Here is a 17,512-nt window from a genome sequence, read left to right as displayed (position 1 = left end):
GAATCGCCTCAGCGAATGCTGAACAACTGCTCGAAGTTGGAAATGGAGAGAATTCGCCGGACATCGCTGTTGCAGTTCTCGATTGAGATGCGGGCGCCATCTCCGCCGGCATGATCCCTTAACAGAAGCAACATGCCCAGAGCAGAGCTGTCGAGGTAAGTGGTGTCTGAAAGATCAATGACGTAGTGGCTGACGGTGGGTTCGCTGTGCTCGTAGGCATCCCGAAAGGATTGATGGGTACTGAAATCGAACCGACCCTCCACGCAGATCGTGAGGGTCTTGCCGTCATCGCTCCGGCGTGTCTCTATAGGCATTCCTGAACCTCCCGGCACATTCCACCAATGACTTTCCTTCGCTGCCAGCCATTGATGGCAAGCTTATCTGGTAAAGGATAGTCAAATAAACGGAAATTGCATCCGGGTTATCTGATGCAGATCACCGGGGACTACAATTATCGCTGTCGCCGGGCAAAGGCCCGACCGGCAGCTTCGTCCGCCAGTTTCTGGTCGCTGAGATCCCGCTCCCGCTGTTCCTGTTGCCGACAGGACTCAATGTATTTTTCCATACCACGGCGACGTTCCCAGGCCTGTTGCCACTCCCGGCGCCTGGCTTCAAACACCTGTTCCGCCTGTTGCAGCTGCCGCTGTTGCTGGGCAATCACCTGGTCCAGCTGGGCGATAAACGCCTGCCAGGCCTGCAGCCGCGCCACAGGAACAACACCCTGCTGGCTGGCGCGGATCTGGTCACGATACTCCTGCTGATACCGCTCCAGGTTTTCCACCTGTTCTCGGTGCGCCTCCACCTGCTTACGGGCTTCACCAAGGCGCTCCAGAGCTTCCTGCTCTTTTCGCTCTTCAAGGGAGAGGACAACTTCAAGCCGTTTCGATCGCAACATCAGGCATTATCCCGGTTGCCGGCGGGATTCGGCACCGCCGTCTTTCTTCGTTCCGGAGAACGCCGTTCGGGCACCACCGCCAGCAGCTGCTCAATCGCCTCCGTAAGGGGAGCACTTTCATTCAGCCCCTGCTGCAGAAACTGGCTCATATTGCCTATGTGCTGAATGGCAAAGTCAGTCTCCGGGTCGGAACCTTTCACATAGGCACCCACACTGATCAGATCACGGGCCTGCTGGTAACGGGAGTAAACCTGCTTGAATCTCTGGGCCCGGGAGAAATGCTCAGAATCAGTCACCTGGGGCATTACCCGGCTGATAGAGGCCTCCACATCAATCGCCGGATAATGGCCTTCTTCCGCCAGCCGCCGGGATAAGACGATGTGACCATCAAGGATGGCCCTGGCTGCGTCGGCAATGGGATCCTGCTGATCGTCGCCTTCCGTCAGAACGGTATAAAACGCGGTAATGGAACCACCGCCGGGTCGGCCATTGCCTGTGCGCTCAACAAGTTGCGGCAGCTTGGCAAAAACCGAGGGCGGATACCCCTTGGTCGCCGGTGGTTCGCCAACGGCCAGGGCGATCTCCCGCTGTGCCTGGGCGTAGCGGGTGAGAGAATCCATTAAAAGAAGAACGCGCTTACCCTGATCGCGGTAGTATTCGGCAATTCGGGTGGTGAGCATGGCAGCGCGCAGGCGCATCAACGGCGAGTCATCTGCCGGAGCGGCTACAACCACGGAACGAGCCAGGCCTTCATCGCCGAGAATGTCCTCGATGAATTCCTTGACCTCCCGGCCCCGTTCACCAATCAACCCAACCACGGTAATGTCAGCATCCGTGAACCGGGTCATCATTCCCAGCAGCATACTCTTACCGACACCACTGCCGGCAAACAGGCCGAGACGCTGCCCCTGCCCTACGGTCAGCAACGCGTTGATTGCACGGATTCCCACATCCATGGACTGACGCACCGGAGCCCGGTTCAATGGGTTGATGATGTCGCCGGTCAGCTGCACTCTGGCCTCTGCCTGCAACGGTCCCTTGCCGTCCAGCGGGTCGCCGGCACCATTCACCACTCGCCCCAGCATTTGCGGGCCCACCGGTACCCTGCTGGCCGAGGCCAGAGGAATCACCCGGGCTCCGGGCTTGAGACCTTCGATGGCGGTCAGCGGCATCAGGTAAACCTTATCTTCCTCAAACCCCACCACTTCCGCTTCAACACTGGTGGCGCTATCACCCTGAATCAGACAACGGTCCCCCACCACCATCGGGCAACCCACGCACTCCAGCGTGAGACCCACCATGCGCGTAAGCCGGCCAGACAATTCTGGCGCAGGCTCGTCGCTGATGGCCCCCTGAAGCTGCCGTAACCGTTCAGCCAGGCGTGATGTCATCGTCCTGGCCCTGGTCGTTGAATTCGTCAGACTCGGATTCTGGTGGTGATGTCATGCCCGAATCACTCAGCACATCCCGGTGAAAATCGGTCAGCTCCCCCATACTGGGTGCCAGCTCCTCCTGATCCGGACCGGCAGGCTCCGCCAGCTGTTCTTCCAGCATACCCTGAACCACCCGCTGGAAGCGCTTCTCCACGGTGTAATCCACCAGACTATGGCGCGATTCCACTTTACAGCCACCAGGCATGAGAGAGTCGTCCTCAATGAGGACCGCCGGTGATTCCAGGCGCTCTGTGACTTCCCGTACCGGTTCGATATCGTCAGGATGGATATGAATGCGGAGATTGTCAGCGGTCGAAGGCAGCGAAGACAGCGCCCGACGTACCACCTGGCGAATCTGCGAAGAATCAATACTGAGCTCACGGAAGACCACCGCCCGTGCCAGCACCGTGGTGAGGTTGACCAGCACCGATTCCAACTCGTCCTCATGGCGCTCTATGGGCAATAACAGCTCACCCATCAGATGCTCCAGCCGTTCCATCCGGGAGGCAACTTCCTGGCGCGTCTGCTCTGCTGCCTGCTGCTCTCCGTGACTTCGGCCCTCCGCCTCGCCAGAGGCGTAGCCGTCTTTGTGCCCGTCAGCACGTCCCTGCTCAAAGCCTTCAGCGTACCCGGCCTGGCGGCCCTCCTGAAAACCGTCCTCGCGGGCAGCCTGGCGAATCTCTTCCAGGTCGGCCGCGGTCAGCGGCTTGACTTCCTCTTCCTCGACAACCTGGTTTCCGCGCTCATCAAGCAGGGGCAATTCCCACCGTTCCCAGGCGGTCATCTGTTCTTTCGGTATGCGCTTGCTGTCCTGATCGGAATCTTTCATCACATCATTTCTTCGCCACTACCACCCAGCGAGATCTCGCCGGCTTCAGCCATACGGCGAGCAACGGTGATAATGTCTTTCTGGGCCGCTTCGACTTCGCTGACCTTGACCGGCCCCTTGGCTTCCAGATCATCCTGCAGCAACTCCGCAGCACGCTTGGACATGTTCTTGAAGATCTTCTCCTTGACGGCTTCGTCGGCACCTTTGAGCGCCACCACCAGCACCTCCGAGGAGACCTCTCGAAGCAGCGCCTGAATACCCCGATCATCAATATCCTTGAGGTTATCAAACACGAACATGAGGTCTTCAATGGTGGACGCCAGATCCGGATCCATGTCTTTGATGGAATCCATCAACGAGCCCTCAATCCCCCGATCCATGAAGTTCATGATATCGGCCGCTCGCTTCACGCCACCAATCCGACTGGTCTGGGAGGCTGCGCCACCAGAGAACTGCTTCTCAAGGATGTCGTTCAGTTCCTGCAGGGCCTGTGGCTGAATGCTTTCCAGCGACGCCACCCGCATCATCACATCCAGTCGCACTTTTTCATCAAGTGTGCCAAGAATTTCAGCGGCCTGGTCCGGGTCTAGGTAGGAGATAACAATGGCCTGAATCTGGGGATGCTCGTAACGGATAATATCGCCCACAGCCCGGGGCTCCATCCACTTAAGAGTATCCAGGCCGGTGGTATTGCCGCCAATCAGGATTCGGTCAATCAGGCTCGCGGCCTTGTCATCACCCAGCGCCTGAGTGAGCATCGCCCGGATATAGTCGTCATTACCAACCCCCAAACCGGTCTGGCCGCCGACTGCATCCACAAACTGGTTAAGCACGTAGGTGACGTCGTCCTTGCTGACGTCTTTCATCTGCGCCATGGCAACGCCAACCCGCTGAACCTCTTTCGGCCCCATGTGCTTGAGCACCTCCGCAGCGTCCGCTTCACCCAGAGACATCAGCAGGATCGCTGCCTGCTCCACTCGCGGAATCTTGCGCTGCGGCTTTTTCGGGGCATCCCCCTGCAACTGGCCGTTTTCTTCAGTCATCGACGTTCACCCACTGGCGCATAACCTGTGCAACCCTGGCGGGATCTTCCGCAATCAGGCCTTTGAGTGCATTCAACTGCCTATCATAGCTGTCTGTGGCGCCCGGCAAAAGCAGGTCATCCTGAGACGACATGGCATCGCGTAGTGCCTGCCCGCCTTCGATATCAGCAAGGCCACCATACTCCCCCTCTTCTCCGCCTTCACCACGCTCGCGGCGGCCGCCACCGGACAGCGTCTTCAGGGTGGGGCGCAGCAAGCCAAGAACCAGAATCAGAATGACCAGTCCTGCCAATACCTGCTTCATCAAATCCCAGAACCAGGGCTGCTCCCAGAAGCCCGGAGCTTCGAACTCCACCGCTTCCTCAGGGGCAAACGCGGTATTCATGACGGTAACGCTGTCTCCTCGGGACGCGGAATAGCCAACCGCATCACGCACCAGCATGCTCAGCCGTTGCAGTTCCGCCTCTGGCCAGGGTTGATAACTCACCTCGCCGGTTTCCGGGTCGACCACTTTCATGTCATCCACGGCAAGGGCCACGGTCACCCGCTTGACCGCACCCAGCTCCTGACGGGTGTAGCTGACGGTACGATCCAGTTCATAGTTCCGGGTGGATTCACTCCGGACATTCACCGGCGGAGCTGCAGGAGCGCCATCTTCCCCTGGGGCGGCAGTGGCCTGCTCCGGAACCGTCGCAGCCCCTGGCGGCTGATTGGCCAGCGCACCGGGAATGCCACCCTGGGCTCCCGCCACACGCTGCTCAGACAACTCGCGCTCACTGCGCACCGCCTGTTGCTCCGGATTGTATAACTCCTCGGCACGCTCGACCGCAGAGAAGTCGAGGTCGGCGGTGACTTCCGCGCGGTAACGCCCTTCCCCGACAATCGGGCCAATCAATGAGGCGACACGGCGGGTCAGCCGCTCTTCAACCCTGGACGTGTATTCATACTGGTCTTTCATCCGGTCTGTTTCGGCCTGAACGTCATCGCCCGTCAACAGATTGCCGTTCTGGTCAACCACAGTCACCTGATCCCGGTTCATCATCGGAATGCTGCCTGCCACTAGGTTGACGATGGCCCGAATCTGCTCGGGCTCCGGACGACGTCCCGCAAATACTTCAAGAAACACCGAGGCGGTTGGCTCCCTGGCATCCCGGATAAACACCGAGCGCTCTGGAATAGCCAGGTGCACACGAGCATTCCGGACACCGCGCATGGCAGCGATGGTGCGGGCCAGCTCGCCCTCCAGTCCGCGCCGGTAGCTGATGGTTTCCATAAACTGGGACGTTCCCAGACCACGTTCCTGGTCCAGCAACTCATAGCCCATGGTTTTCTGGTCGGTCACGCCCTCTGCGGCGAGTTTCAGGCGCGCGTTGTATACCTGCTCAGACGGCACCAGCAGCGCTCCGGTGCGGGGGTCCATCTTGTAATCGATACCGTTGCTGTCGAGGATGGTGGTCACGTCCTGCGGATTGTAGGCAGACAGATCCCCCACCACCGGCTGGTAATTGGGCTCCTGGGCCCAGAGCACCACAGCCACACCCAGCGCCACGCTGGCGGCCAGCCCCACCATAAGCCCGACCTGGCGGAGCAGATTCAATCGGTTGAACCCGAGCAAAAGATTGCTACGGCTCTCGGGAGTATCACTCTCCTGGGTAGCCGGCAGGTCAGAGGCGGCGGTTTCCGCGGGTACGCTTGCCATGCTGTTGCTCCGTTATCAGATCGGCATATTCATAATGTCTTCGTAGGCCCGCACAACCCGGTTACGCACCTGGGTCAGCGCCTCGAAAGACACGGAAGATTTCTGGGCAGCAATCATTACCCGGGTAATGTCCACATTCGGATCGCCCATTTCATAGGCCGTCCTGAGTTCGCTGGCCTGACTCTGGACCTCGTGCACATTGTTGACGGCCTTGCCCAGCATATCGCTGAAGCTGGGAACTTCCTGAGTTTCCTGAACCTGTCGTGGGCCATCGATGCGGCCACGTACGGACTGATCCTGTTCAATCCTCTGGTTCTGCATCATCTGGGTACGCAGATTCCGGATCTCAGACAGAACATTGTTTATGTCGGCACGTTGAACCATCACACTCTCCCGGCGGCCCCGTCGGGCCTGTACTTGTTGCTGACTCAAATGAACTGAAAGCAAGCAACAGGCCAGAAACGGTTAAACCATTTATTTCAACGGGTTAATAAAGCATTTCACAGTGGAAGGCGTCTACGTGACAAAGAATTGACAGGAGTGAAACCAGACCGAAAAAGAAGACCCGGCAGGCGGGTAAAAAAACGGCACCCCGAAGGGTGCCCGAAGGAATATAAGGTCGACAACAAAGGCCCTGACTCAGGCCATGGCCAGCTCCGCATCAAGATCGATACCGGCATCTCGCATCTGGGCCAGTTTGTAACGAAGCGTTCGCGGGCTGATGCCCAGCTGCTCCGCTGCCCGGTTGCGCCTGCCACGTTCTTTCTTGAGGGTCTGGATAATAATACGGAACTCCTGTTGGCGCAGATCATCTCCGAGTGAGCCAATCGCCTCATCAGCCGCTGAATCCGCTTCCAGCCCCGCCTCGGGGTCTGGCACGTCAGCCGCAGGGACCTCCATGGACCTGGCGGAAATAGCCGGCTCGGCGGGTGCACCAAAGTCAGAGGCACCGGTAATCCCAAGCTCCAGACAAAGATCGCCGGCGTGGATTACATTACCCTGATGCAACACCAGCGCCCGCTGAATGGCATTGTCCAGTTCCCGGACATTACCCGGCCAGGCATGAGCCATCAGTGCCTTACGGGCATCCTCGGCCAGGGTGATGCCGGTCAGCTTCATCTTGCGGCAATGCTTTTTCAACAGTGAACGGGCGAGGGGCAGAATATCCAGCGGCCGCTCCCGCAGGGGCTGCCACCGCATCGGGAACACCGTCAATCGATAATAAAGGTCTTCGCGGAACTTGCCCTCGCGCACGTAGTCCGCCAGATCACGGTTTGTGGTCGCCAGCACACGAACATCCAGCTGAATGGTCTTGCGACCACCGACGCGCTCCACTTCCCGCTCCTGCAATACCCGCAGCAGCTTGGACTGCAAACCAAGATCCATTTCGGAAATCTCGTCCAGCAGGATGGTTCCGCCATTGGCCTGCTCGAATTTACCTGGAGAGGCTGCAACGGCACCCGTGAAAGCACCTTTCTCGTGACCGAACAGAATGGCTTCCAGCATATTCTCCGGAATAGCGGCACAGTTGATCGCGACAAACGGCTCATCCGCTCGGGGTGACTGCTGATGGATATAGCGGGCCAACACTTCTTTACCGGTACCACTCTCACCGGAAATCATCACTGTGGAATCACTGGCCGCCACTTTCGCGGCCAACTGGAACATGCGTTTACTGACCGGATCCTCAGCCACCGGCTCATCGCCAGCCTTTTGGCGGCTTCCGCCCACGACCCGACTGACCGCTTCCACCAGAACCTGAGGCTCAAACGGCTTGACCAGATAATCGATGGCACCGGATTGCATGGCAGACACCGCGTGGCTGATCTGGCCGTACGCGGTAATCAGCATCATGGGCAGCCCCGGATACAAGCGCTGAACTTCCGCCAACAACTCATGGCCGGACATGCCGGGCATATTTACATCGCTGACCACCATATCGACCGGCGCCCGGGCCAGGCTTGCCAGCGCATCTTCAGCGCTGGCCGCTTCCCGCACCTGGAATTTCGCCAGTTCCAGCGTCGTTACCAAAGCTTCGCGCAGGTCGTGGTCATCTTCCACAATCAGAATCTGGGCCTTTGCCATGCTATGCACCTCCAACCTGTTCTTTAAAACCGGGCTGTCAGAATAGGCAGCCGAACTATCGCGTCGGCGCCTTGCTGTCCGGGGGATGAAATCGAAAACTCGCCCTGATGGGCCTTGACCACAGCCTGCACCACGGCCAGCCCGAGGCCGGTGCCATGGGACTTGGTGGTGTAGAAGGCTTCCATAATCCGACCTGCCTCACCAGGCTCGAACCCGGGCCCGTTATCGGACACCCGGATTTCCAGGCGGCCAGAGGTAGCGGAAACGACGATTGAAACATCGGCTGCCCCTGCCTCCAGACTGTTATTCACAAGATTGGTACAGGCGCCGACCAGGGCATCGCGATTGCACATCAGCCGGCAAGGCGTCTGCACCTGGTTGTCCAGGGTCACCTGCACACCTGGCGCAAGCTTGAGTCCATCAACAGCAGACTCGAGCGCTTCCACCAGGCGCGACGAATCCAGCTCTTCCGCCAGTCGGGTTTCACCGCGGGCGAAGATCAACATGTCACGAACCTGCTGTTCCAGATGGGTCAGGCGGGACATCAGCCGGGAAGCGCAACGTTGACGTAGCTCCTCATCGAGATCCGGCTGGCTCAGATGGCCACCATAGAGAATGGCAGCAGACAGCGGTGTGCGAATCTGGTGGGCCAGGGACGCAACCATCTTGCCCATGGCAGAGAGGCGCTGGGCATGAGCCAGTTGCGACTGGAGCTGGCGCGTTTCAGTCAGATCGGTCAGCAGGATCAACTGACCCGGCTGATTCTCCATGGTACGGATCTCAATGCTGACCCGGCGACCATCCTTCAGGGAAACTTCATGGCCATCATCGTTACGGGGTGCAAAACAACGGCGGATAACGTCAATCCAGCGCTCGCCCTCAAGCGGCTCGCCGAGCAAGGCAATGGCGGCCGGATTGCTCTGGCTGACGGTGCCATGTTTGTCCAGTACAACCACACCCGCAGGCAGGGCATTCAGCAAGGTAGAAAGCCTGTCCGCCAGCTGTTCTTTCTGCTCCAGCTCCTGCTGGCGCTGTCGTGATTCATAAGACAGCTCACCGGACAGCTGATTCACCCTTGATTCAAGGGTGCGATAGGAATCGGTAATCTGGCGAGACATGCGATTGAACAGCTCAAGCGCAGAATCCACAGCCTCATCGTCCTGTTGTGGAAACAGCGCTGTCACCTTGTCGTTGACATCAGCCGCGGCGTTGGCATCCGGCTGTTGGCGGGACTCCATAACGACATGTGCGTGGCTCATAACCTTTCCCCCTGACAGGCCCGGCGGGGCCATCAATACTTTCGTTCGGAAAGGTTAAAGCTAACAGCGTGCCAATTATGGTTTATTCTTTATTTTCAGATAGTAACAAAACTTCCGAAACCCGGAGTGACGGATTATCGTCGGCCAGAAACAACGATGGCGTCGCAGGTTACAAACCTTTGACGCCATCTCAAGCCAGCCACCTCAGCGACTTCAGGCTTCTTCCGAGTCGTCCCTCAGCCCGTACTTTCGTACTTTCTCCACCAGCGTGGTGCGCCGTATCCGCAGCTTCTCGGCAGCGCGGGCAACCACACCGCTGGCTTCATCCAGAGCCTGCTGAATTAACTGCTTTTCAAGATTGGAGAGATAGTCCTTCAGATCGATGCCATTCACCGGCAGCAACGCCGGCGCATCCAACCCCACCAGCCCTGGTATTGACGAGGGCATACCGGAATCCTCTACCGGACGATTCTCGTCGTAATCGTCCACATAGCGGAACTTCTTCGGCAGTTCCTGAACCCCGATCACGCCGTAAGGATGCATGATGGCAAGGCGCTCCACCAGGTTCGCCAGCTCACGGACATTGCCCGGCCAATCATGACGACACAGGCTCATGATGGCCGCCGAGTTCATCCGCAATGAACCACGCTTCTCTTTCTCCATCCGGGAAATCAGCTCGTTAATCAACAGCGGAATGTCCTCCACCCGCTCCCGGAGTGCCGGCATTTCGATGGGGAACACGTTCAGCCGGTAGTACAGATCCTCCCGGAAGTCTCCGGATTCAATCATGTCCTCAAGGTGCTTGTGGGTCGCCGCAATCACCCGTACGTCGGCGGTCTGGGTGCGATTACTGCCCACTTTTTCAAAGGTGCGTTCCTGTAGAACCCGCAGAATCTTCACCTGCATGTTCAGGGGCATATCGCCAATTTCATCCAGGAACAAGGTGCCGCCTTCCGCCATCTCGAAGCGCCCCACCCTCGCCGTGATGGCACCGGTAAACGCGCCTTTCTCATGGCCAAAGAGCTCGCTTTCGAGCAGCTCTGCCGGAATCGCACCACAGTTCACCGGCACAAACGGCTTGTCGCGCCGCGAGGAATGGTAATGCAGATTGCGGGCAACCACCTCCTTGCCGGTACCGGATTCACCGGTAATGAGAACGCTCACGTCCTTGTCAGCCACCTGCTCCATGAGCTGACGCACCTGCTGGACTTTCCGGCTGGTTCCCACAAGGCTGCGGAACAGCTGCACACCACGCTGCTGGCCGCGCTGCTGGTTGCGGCTGAACTGGTCCCGATAGATCTGTGCGCGGTACAGGGAATCCACGAACTTGGTGTAGTTCAGCGGCCATTCCATCCGCGCAATCACTCGTGCCGCATCGTCCTCTGACAAACCCTTGAGCTCAGGGTCGCCAACCAGCAACACTGGTACACCGGTCATGGCCCGGCACACCTGCTCTATGGCGGAACAGGCGCCGGATTCGGTGCCGTTGACGACCGCTACCGAAACACTATCCCAGGCCTGATCATCGTCACTCGCCAAAAGCGCCAAAGCCTCGTCGCCGGAAATCACCTGCTCTTCACCGACAAACTCCAGAATGGTGACCAGATCTCGCTGTCTGGTTTCATCCTCACTCAGCACCAGCACTTTGTTATTTTTGGACATTCACAGGAATCTCTTCATGGATTTGTGCGGTATTTAAGACCGTATGTCGGCCCGAGTCAATTTTATGACGCTATCTTTGACGATTCGAGGAGACGTTCTGATAGGTTTTGGCGGCGTTACGGTTCTGGCTGACCCCCTTCAATGAGGCTTTCGCCTCGTCGCGGGCCTTCACAGCGGCGGCATCGGCCTCGGCCACAAAACGATTCAGCGCTTCCAGTCGCTCACGTACCAACGTGGCGTCGATTCGGGCCTGTTCAAGCTCAGCCATCAACAGCTCCACCGTTGGCCGAACCCGGGCATTAAGCTGGCTCAACTGCTCCCAGTCCTGGTTGTCCAGGGCCTGCTTCAATTCGTGTTGGAGCTGATCCAGATCGGAAAGGAGGGTTTCAGGGTTGGCCATCAGCAATCTCCAGGGTTTGCAGGACAGGCTGGCCAACGGAAGGGCGCCATCGAACAGCGATGGCGCCACGCAAGTGGACGGTTAGCGCCGAGCAGCGCGACGGGCCGCAGAGGCTGTGAACTCGTTACCACGATACCCCGGCGCAAAATTATAGGCGGGGTAACCGTTGTCCAGACCATCAATGTAATAACGGTTAGCCTTCAGATCATACGTCATTTCCATGGTGGTCCAGAAGACCGGCTCGCTGTAGTAGCTGATATTGTGAGCCTCCGAAACGCGCCAGAGCTCGCCTTTCTCGTTGTATTCCTCGGAGACCAGAATCTGCCAGCTGTCCTCGTCAATGTAGAACACACGGCGCTCGTATATGTGACCGATACCGGTACGACGCTTGGCCTCTACCACCCAGACCCGGTGCAGCTCATAGCGGGCGAGTGTCTGGTTGATGTGGTTCGGGCGAATGACATCCTCAGGGCGGACACTGGAATCGTGAAGCTTGTATCCGTTGTAGGGCACCAGCAGCTCCCGCTTGCCTTTGAGCTCCCAGTCATACTGGTTCGGAGCGCCGTTATACATGTCTTTCTGGTCAACCGAACGCAGCGACGAGGAATTCGGCAGGTCGGTTTCATAGGCCAGATTCGGAGACCGACGCAGACGTCGGGAGCCGGCATCGTAACGCCACGCAAGACGAGGTGAACGCACCTGATCCAGGGTTTCGTGCACCAGGGTGATGGTGCCAGCCAGAGTGGTCGGGGCGATGGTCTCGGTTTTCAGATAGAAGATCTTGTTGTCGATATCCGCAAGATCTGCGCCTATCTGGCTATAGGCGAAGAAATAATCATAGTGGTTGACCACCGGGTTGAAAGAACCGTCTTCCTGAGGAGTGGCTGAAGCACTTCGGAAGGACACTTCCTCACCACGGTACCGGAGAATGTGGTTCCAGATCGCTTCCAGACCATTCTGCGGAATGGGGAACGGGCTGGTCATGATGGTGTCTCTTACCCCGTTGCCGTTGTCCAGCAACTCGGCGGTCAGGGCATTCTGACGAAACTTTTCGTAAACATGCTCGGGAAACGCCGCTGTCCGACGGGTTTCATACACCGGCATGAAGAATTCCGGGCCATATTGCTCCAGCATGCGGATGTGGCCGTCCGACAACTTGTCCCGGTAAAGGTCCAGGTTATCCCCTGTCACCACATAGAGGGCCTTGTCGCCAGGGAACGGATTAACTTCTACAGATCCCTCACGCCAGTTTGCCGGTGGCGTCGCAAGCCCACCATCCCAGGCTGGAATAGTGCCTGCCGCGTTACCCGCGCGCTCGGCACCAACCGGCGTCAACTCATTGTTCAGGCGCGCTGCTTCAGCTTGTGTTACTTTTGCCAGCAGCGGACTGGACGCCCCCATAACAGCAACTGCGATGGCAGCAATTAATCGGTTTCGCATCCTCAACCTCCAGCGTGAGTCACATGAGTGGTCAATACTCACCCAATCTGACGCTCTTTTTGCCAGTTTCAAACGCCCGTTTCAAGTGGTTGTTTGTAGTTTCTTGTGAAACGGTATTTCCACAAAGCGGACAGAGCGAGAAATAAACAGCCAGAAATGGTAAACTCCCAAAGTTTTACCGGCCCTGTTTCTCTGATTTTTCGTTCGCAGGTTTCTTCATGGCATCTCAATGGCATTCTCTGGTTTCGCAAAAGCTGTTTCTGGCCAAAACGTTACTAATCCGGGTTGAGCAAGACGAAGCAGCGACTGCGCCGGAACGAGAAGCCCAACTGCAAGGTGCCATTGAGTTGTTGCTGCGGGCTCGAGAACTCCTGCTGGTAATGATTGCCCGATGCCACCAGAACAAAGTCGACAGACCGGCCTCCATCGACGAGTTGGAGGCGCTGTTTCCCTATGCGATTGCGGAAGGCGGGATGTTGAAGGAACTGGCTGAAACACCAGGCAGCTGGTGGCAACAGCTGAATCAGTTGGAGACTGCCGCTGGAGAACCGCCCAAGACACGGAAAACCGTGACGGAAGAAAACATCATTGCGGTCTCGGCAGATCAGGGGCCAGATCGGTCCGTTCAGGCTCTGAACAAGATACTGGCTGCCATGACCGTATTGACCAGAGAGATAGACGAGCAACACAGCGAGTGGTAATCCGCCTGCCGGAGCCAATCCATTAACATACGCTGACAGCAGATATAGGTTGAATGAATGTCACCTTCTTTTTTTGAAATTGTACAACTCGCCGACGGCGACTATGCGCTCCGCCGGATTGATGATGACGCAGCTCCACTTGTGCGCATCTCATTCTCGGATGAAGCCAGAGAAATGCTGGAAGACAGGGACATGAACGTCGCCAAGGCGATGATTGCCGCTGGCATTGAGGCCGCTGGCAACATCAGCCACGACATTGACTGGGAAGAGGACGAAAGCGAGTTCGCCGACAATCAGCCCCACTACACCTTGCACTGAGCACCCGTTATCTCTGGCGCAACACCACACCGTGGCTATTGCCCTTGGCTGATGCCTTTTGCAAGGTTTCCAGCGCTGCACGGCCCAGCTTGTGAGTCCAGAGCACAACGGCATGGCAGGTTCCTGCGCCCAGTGCCCGCTCAGCCAGCTCTTGAGCCGGGAATTCTGTCGTTGACCGCAACACCAGAATCTCACTGGCCACAATGCCGTGCATTTTCTGCCACTTGGCCACCAGGGACTGGGGAGGATCAATCCACGCCAGCCAGCGTTTCTCCTGGTTCAGTTGTGTGAGCATTGGCAGCAGGAGCTGGAAGTTCTCTACCTGCTCCTCCGGAAGGATAATCTCGGTAACGTTACCACCGAAGCCAGAAGCTGAACGCCGCTCCGAACCAGACGTTGCCGTCCTGGCAGCTGGCGCCCGAGCGCCAGAGGAAACCTCGCCAGCCGTAACAACAGCTGCCGGCTGAAATGCCATGTTCTGAGTGAAGCTCAACTGTTCCATTACTCACCTACCTGCGCCATGCGCTGCCGTATACGGTATTCAGTGAAGATCGGAGCGGCGGATAACGCCTACGCCGAGACCTTCAATAAACAATTCCTGCTCCGCGAGATCGACTTCAATCGGAGCAAACTCCTCATTCTCTGCAATCAGCCAGACCTTGTTGCCTTCCCTGCGGAAACGCTTGACGGTGACCTCCTCTCCGACACGAGCGACAACGATCTGACCGTTATGGACATCCTGGGTACTGTGCACCGCCAGTAAATCACCATCCAGAATCCCGATGTCTTTCATGCTCATCCCCCGTACCCGCAAAAGGTAATCTGCTGAAGGAGAGAAGAAGCCCGGCTGCAGCGTGCAGTGATCTTCAATATGTTCCTGCGCCAGAATCGGGCTTCCGGCGGCAACCTGCCCGATGACAGGGAGGCCCAGATCTTCTTCGGCCTCCGGCAGGCGAATGCCCCGGCTGGCTCCCGGGACCATCTCGATGGCGCCTTTCCTTGCCAGAGCCCTCAGATGTTCTTCCGCCGCATTGGCGGAACGGAATCCCAGCTCTGCGGCAATTTCAGCCCTGGTGGGCGGGTAGCCGGTTTCATCCACGTAACGTCGGATAATGTCCAGCACCTGGGATTGTCTTGCAGTCAGTTTCATCAGTCGGGCTCCGGAATTTCGATCCTGTTTTTTTATACAGTGAACTGACTATATACAGTGTTTTATCCAGTGTAAAGCCCTCTCCGTTTCGTTTCCTTCCTGTAACGGGCGACCAACAGCCTGTATGTTATGGTGACGCAAACCAGACACAGGGAAGCCACACACAACCATGACCGTACACGACCGCTGCAAGATGCCGGAACAAACGACAAACCGGGACGGCCAGGAACGAAAAGTCGGGGTTGAGATTGAACTGTCCGGCCTGACCTACGAGGCCCTGGTCCAGCATGCTGCCCGACTGCTTGGGGGAGAGCCTGAGCTGACATCCCGTTATGTCACCCGACTGGATACGGACGCCGGGGCTTTCACCATTGAGCTGGACTCTGATCCTATCAAAGACCTGGATCTTGCCGACGAGCGGCTCCCGGAATCCATTCGGGAACTCGGCAACCACGCCATGGACGTCATTGATTTTGCCGCCGAGAAGATTGTGCCATTAGAGATTGTGGGACCACCGCTCGCAATGTCGGCTCTGGGCATGATCGAGAATCTGGTAGACGAGCTGCGAGACCTGGGTGCTGAAGGCAGCCGAGAGGCCATCTACTTTGCGTTCGGGCTTCAACTTAACCCGGAACTGCCCGATCTTGAACCCGAGACCCTGGTACGTTATCTGCAGGCGTTCGCACTGCTGTATGACTGGCTCAAGTCCCGGCATCAGCTGGATATCAGCCGGAAGTTCACCACCTACATTGAGCCCTGGAGCAGTCGGTATACCGATAAACTGATGGCAGACGATTACCGTCCTGACCTGGACACGCTGATGAGGGACTACCTGCACTACAACCCGACCCGGAACAAGGCATTGGATCTTCTGCCACTGTTCGCTTATCTGAACGAATCACTGTTGTCCGAATACGTTCAGGATCCCAGAATCAAGAGTCGTCCCACCCTGCACTACCGGCTGCCGGATTGCGACATCGACAACCCGAAATGGCATTTCTCCTCAGTCTGGAACGATTGGGTAGTGCTCGAGCAACTTGCCAATAACAGCCCGGATCTAGACGCCCTGCGGCAGGAATTCCACAGAGCCCGGAAGTTCAGTTTCCACAATCTCACCCACTCCTGGCGTGAGACCACCGATGACTGGCTGCATCAGCACGGCTATGTCTGACCGGGAAACTGAAACAGACGTTCCCGGCCTAACCATTGGCATCAGTGGTCCGGCCCGGCGAAGCATGGCTCACCGGTTGATCAGCCTGGGTCTGCGCCTGCACGGTGCCAGAACCCATTACATACGCCCGGGCGACCGAACCAACGTGGAACTGCTGGACGGACTGGTGCTTTCGGGCGGCACCCACGTGCATCCGGGTCGCTACGGTCAACAACCCCAGGTGACGGCCAGGTATGATCTGAAGCGGGATGCTACCGACACCGAGCTTCTGCAGCAGGCGGAGGCGATCAATATTCCGGTGCTGGGTATCTGCCGCGGCGCACAGTTTATCAACGTCTTTCACGGCGGATCCCTGTGCCAGAATGTCACCCCGCTACGGGTACATACCCGACATCGCCCCTTGTTACTGCCCCTTCAAACGGTTCGCCTGGTGCGGGGTAGCCGGCTGGGAGGGCTGATGTACAGCCACGTGATTGGCGCCAACCGCATTCACAGCCAGGCCATCAAGCGCCTTGGACAGAATCTCAGAGTGACGGCCGTGGACAACGACCTGTTTGTGCAGGCCATCGAAAACACCGGCCGACAATGGTTGATGGGAGTGCAATGGCACCCCGAATACCTGCTTTACCACACCGGGCACCGTCGCATCTTCAGCCACTTTGTGCACGCAGCCCGGGCCCGGAAACTGGAACGACTGGATAACCGGGAAGGCCCGGAGTTCCACTCATAAGGAGAATGACCATGATCAAACGTCGACTGCCACTTGCGCTCGCCGCCGCCGTCACCGTAATACCCGCGGCAGCCAGTGCCGGAGAAGTGAGCCTGAATGGCGAGGGTATTGTTCGTTACGAACCAGACAGCGCCAGACTACAGTTCTCAGTCACGGCCGAGCACCCGGATGCCGCCAAGGCCTCTGAACAGGTGTCCGACACCATGGACGAATGGCGCCAGGCCATTGCGGCCTATCGTAATGAGCTGGACGACTATTCTGATGCCGATCTCAGTGTTTACACTCGCATGCTTCCTGTACGGGAACAAGGCCAGGATCCCAAGCGAGTATCGGTGGCAAGCCAGACCGTCAGCTTCTCGATCAACGATCTGGATCTGCTGAATCCGTTGATTGGTGAAGCCAACAAGCTGGGGCTGCAATATCATCTTGGCAGCCACCAGTTTTTCCACTCAGACGAGCAGGGGCTGGAACGCGAAGCTCTGGCACGGGCCATTGCCGATGCCAGAAGCCGCTGCGAGTTTGTCGCCAAGCAACTCGAGCAACGTTGTGGCGAAGTGGTCAGTCTGAATGTGAACGGCGGCCATCGTCCGGTACCGATGATGCAAGCGGAATCGAAAATGGTCGGTGACGCCGTTTCAAGCGTGGGCCCCAGGGAAATCCAGGCCACCGTCAGCGCCACCTTCGAGCTGGACTGACC

At 57.8% G+C, this 17,512-nt stretch carries 19 protein-coding genes; 5 read left to right on the top strand and 14 right to left on the bottom strand.

Annotation, left to right across the window (positions count from 1 at the left end; genetic code table 11):
• Window positions 1–8 precede the first annotated feature (8 nt).
• From ACF8YQ_RS05820 to ACF8YQ_RS05765, 12 genes are all read right to left on the bottom strand, one after another.
• Entirely contained in the window at window positions 9–314 is a 306-nt protein-coding gene (locus ACF8YQ_RS05820) for an STAS domain-containing protein (protein WP_014421036.1), read from the bottom strand.
• A 137-nt stretch (window positions 315–451) separates the two neighbouring features.
• Window positions 452–895 (bottom strand): flagellar export protein FliJ, encoded by a 444-nt coding sequence (fliJ, locus tag ACF8YQ_RS05815; protein WP_022991623.1) that lies wholly within the window; start codon window positions 893–895, stop codon window positions 452–454.
• Window positions 895–2,286 carry a flagellar protein export ATPase FliI gene (fliI, locus tag ACF8YQ_RS05810; protein ID WP_396622860.1) on the bottom strand — a complete coding sequence of 464 codons (1,392 nt, stop codon included), beginning with the start codon at window positions 2,284–2,286 and terminating at the stop codon, window positions 895–897. The genes fliJ and fliI overlap by 1 nt, the downstream gene beginning before the upstream one ends.
• Window positions 2,267–3,157, bottom strand: coding sequence for a flagellar assembly protein FliH (locus ACF8YQ_RS05805; RefSeq protein ID WP_396622859.1), 891 nt, complete (start codon window positions 3,155–3,157; stop codon window positions 2,267–2,269). The genes fliI and ACF8YQ_RS05805 overlap by 20 nt, the downstream gene beginning before the upstream one ends.
• On the bottom strand, window positions 3,157–4,200 hold the full coding sequence (fliG, locus tag ACF8YQ_RS05800; RefSeq protein WP_011785470.1) for a flagellar motor switch protein FliG: 1,044 nt from the start codon (window positions 4,198–4,200) through the stop codon (window positions 3,157–3,159). Before fliG ends, ACF8YQ_RS05805 begins: the two co-directional genes overlap by 1 nt.
• Window positions 4,193–5,899 (bottom strand): flagellar basal-body MS-ring/collar protein FliF, encoded by a 1,707-nt coding sequence (fliF, locus tag ACF8YQ_RS05795; protein ID WP_222447862.1) that lies wholly within the window; start codon window positions 5,897–5,899, stop codon window positions 4,193–4,195. Before fliF ends, fliG begins: the two co-directional genes overlap by 8 nt.
• 15 nt (window positions 5,900–5,914) lie before the next feature.
• Entirely contained in the window at window positions 5,915–6,283 is a 369-nt protein-coding gene (fliE, locus tag ACF8YQ_RS05790) for a flagellar hook-basal body complex protein FliE (RefSeq protein ID WP_011785472.1), read from the bottom strand.
• A 255-nt stretch (window positions 6,284–6,538) separates the two neighbouring features.
• Window positions 6,539–7,984, bottom strand: a complete 1,446-nt coding sequence (locus tag ACF8YQ_RS05785; RefSeq protein ID WP_396622858.1) for a sigma-54-dependent transcriptional regulator — start codon at window positions 7,982–7,984, stop codon at window positions 6,539–6,541.
• Window positions 7,985–8,007: 23 nt separating this feature from the next.
• A complete protein-coding gene (locus ACF8YQ_RS05780) occupies window positions 8,008–9,243 on the bottom strand; it encodes a PAS domain-containing sensor histidine kinase (protein WP_222447860.1) in 1,236 nt (411 codons plus the stop codon).
• A gap of 213 nt (window positions 9,244–9,456) precedes the next feature.
• The gene (locus ACF8YQ_RS05775) at window positions 9,457–10,905 is read right to left on the bottom strand and encodes a sigma-54 dependent transcriptional regulator (RefSeq protein WP_396622857.1); all 1,449 of its coding nucleotides are present in this window, start codon (window positions 10,903–10,905) and stop codon (window positions 9,457–9,459) included.
• A 70-nt stretch (window positions 10,906–10,975) separates the two neighbouring features.
• Window positions 10,976–11,305 carry an SOS cell division inhibitor gene (locus tag ACF8YQ_RS05770; protein ID WP_396622856.1) on the bottom strand — a complete coding sequence of 110 codons (330 nt, stop codon included), beginning with the start codon at window positions 11,303–11,305 and terminating at the stop codon, window positions 10,976–10,978.
• Window positions 11,306–11,386: 81 nt separating this feature from the next.
• The gene (locus tag ACF8YQ_RS05765) at window positions 11,387–12,745 is read right to left on the bottom strand and encodes a DUF1329 domain-containing protein (protein ID WP_396622855.1); all 1,359 of its coding nucleotides are present in this window, start codon (window positions 12,743–12,745) and stop codon (window positions 11,387–11,389) included.
• 218 nt (window positions 12,746–12,963) lie between these two features.
• Here ACF8YQ_RS05765 and ACF8YQ_RS05760 point away from each other — a divergent pair, with 218 nt between their 5' ends.
• Window positions 12,964–13,446, top strand: a complete 483-nt coding sequence (locus tag ACF8YQ_RS05760; RefSeq protein ID WP_219193493.1) for a DUF6586 family protein — start codon at window positions 12,964–12,966, stop codon at window positions 13,444–13,446.
• A gap of 57 nt (window positions 13,447–13,503) precedes the next feature.
• Window positions 13,504–13,764 carry a hypothetical protein gene (locus tag ACF8YQ_RS05755; RefSeq protein ID WP_121206861.1) on the top strand — a complete coding sequence of 87 codons (261 nt, stop codon included), beginning with the start codon at window positions 13,504–13,506 and terminating at the stop codon, window positions 13,762–13,764.
• Window positions 13,765–13,771: 7 nt separating this feature from the next.
• Here ACF8YQ_RS05755 and ACF8YQ_RS05750 read toward each other — a convergent pair whose 3' ends face one another.
• Together ACF8YQ_RS05750 and lexA are read right to left on the bottom strand one after the other, a co-directional pair.
• Window positions 13,772–14,266, bottom strand: a complete 495-nt coding sequence (locus ACF8YQ_RS05750; protein ID WP_396622854.1) for a cell division inhibitor SulA — start codon at window positions 14,264–14,266, stop codon at window positions 13,772–13,774.
• A gap of 39 nt (window positions 14,267–14,305) precedes the next feature.
• Window positions 14,306–14,917, bottom strand: a complete 612-nt coding sequence (gene lexA / locus ACF8YQ_RS05745) for a transcriptional repressor LexA (protein ID WP_031210455.1) — start codon at window positions 14,915–14,917, stop codon at window positions 14,306–14,308.
• Window positions 14,918–15,083: 166 nt separating this feature from the next.
• Here lexA and ACF8YQ_RS05740 point away from each other — a divergent pair, with 166 nt between their 5' ends.
• From ACF8YQ_RS05740 to ACF8YQ_RS05730, 3 genes are read left to right on the top strand one after another with little or no spacing between them, the layout of a single operon-like run.
• Window positions 15,084–16,085 carry an amidoligase family protein gene (locus ACF8YQ_RS05740; RefSeq protein ID WP_396622853.1) on the top strand — a complete coding sequence of 334 codons (1,002 nt, stop codon included), beginning with the start codon at window positions 15,084–15,086 and terminating at the stop codon, window positions 16,083–16,085.
• The gene (locus ACF8YQ_RS05735) at window positions 16,078–16,815 is read left to right on the top strand and encodes a gamma-glutamyl-gamma-aminobutyrate hydrolase family protein (RefSeq protein ID WP_396623277.1); all 738 of its coding nucleotides are present in this window, start codon (window positions 16,078–16,080) and stop codon (window positions 16,813–16,815) included. Before ACF8YQ_RS05740 ends, ACF8YQ_RS05735 begins: the two co-directional genes overlap by 8 nt.
• Before the next feature lie 11 nt (window positions 16,816–16,826).
• On the top strand, window positions 16,827–17,510 hold the full coding sequence (locus tag ACF8YQ_RS05730) for an SIMPL domain-containing protein (RefSeq protein ID WP_228198057.1): 684 nt from the start codon (window positions 16,827–16,829) through the stop codon (window positions 17,508–17,510).
• Window positions 17,511–17,512 lie beyond the last annotated feature (2 nt).

Source organism: Marinobacter sp. W-8, from assembly GCF_044342215.1.
GTDB classification, from domain to species: domain Bacteria; phylum Pseudomonadota; class Gammaproteobacteria; order Pseudomonadales; family Oleiphilaceae; genus Marinobacter; species Marinobacter nauticus.
The sequence above is the reverse complement of the archived record's forward strand: the minus strand, read 5'-3'. Positions and strand labels throughout refer to the sequence as shown.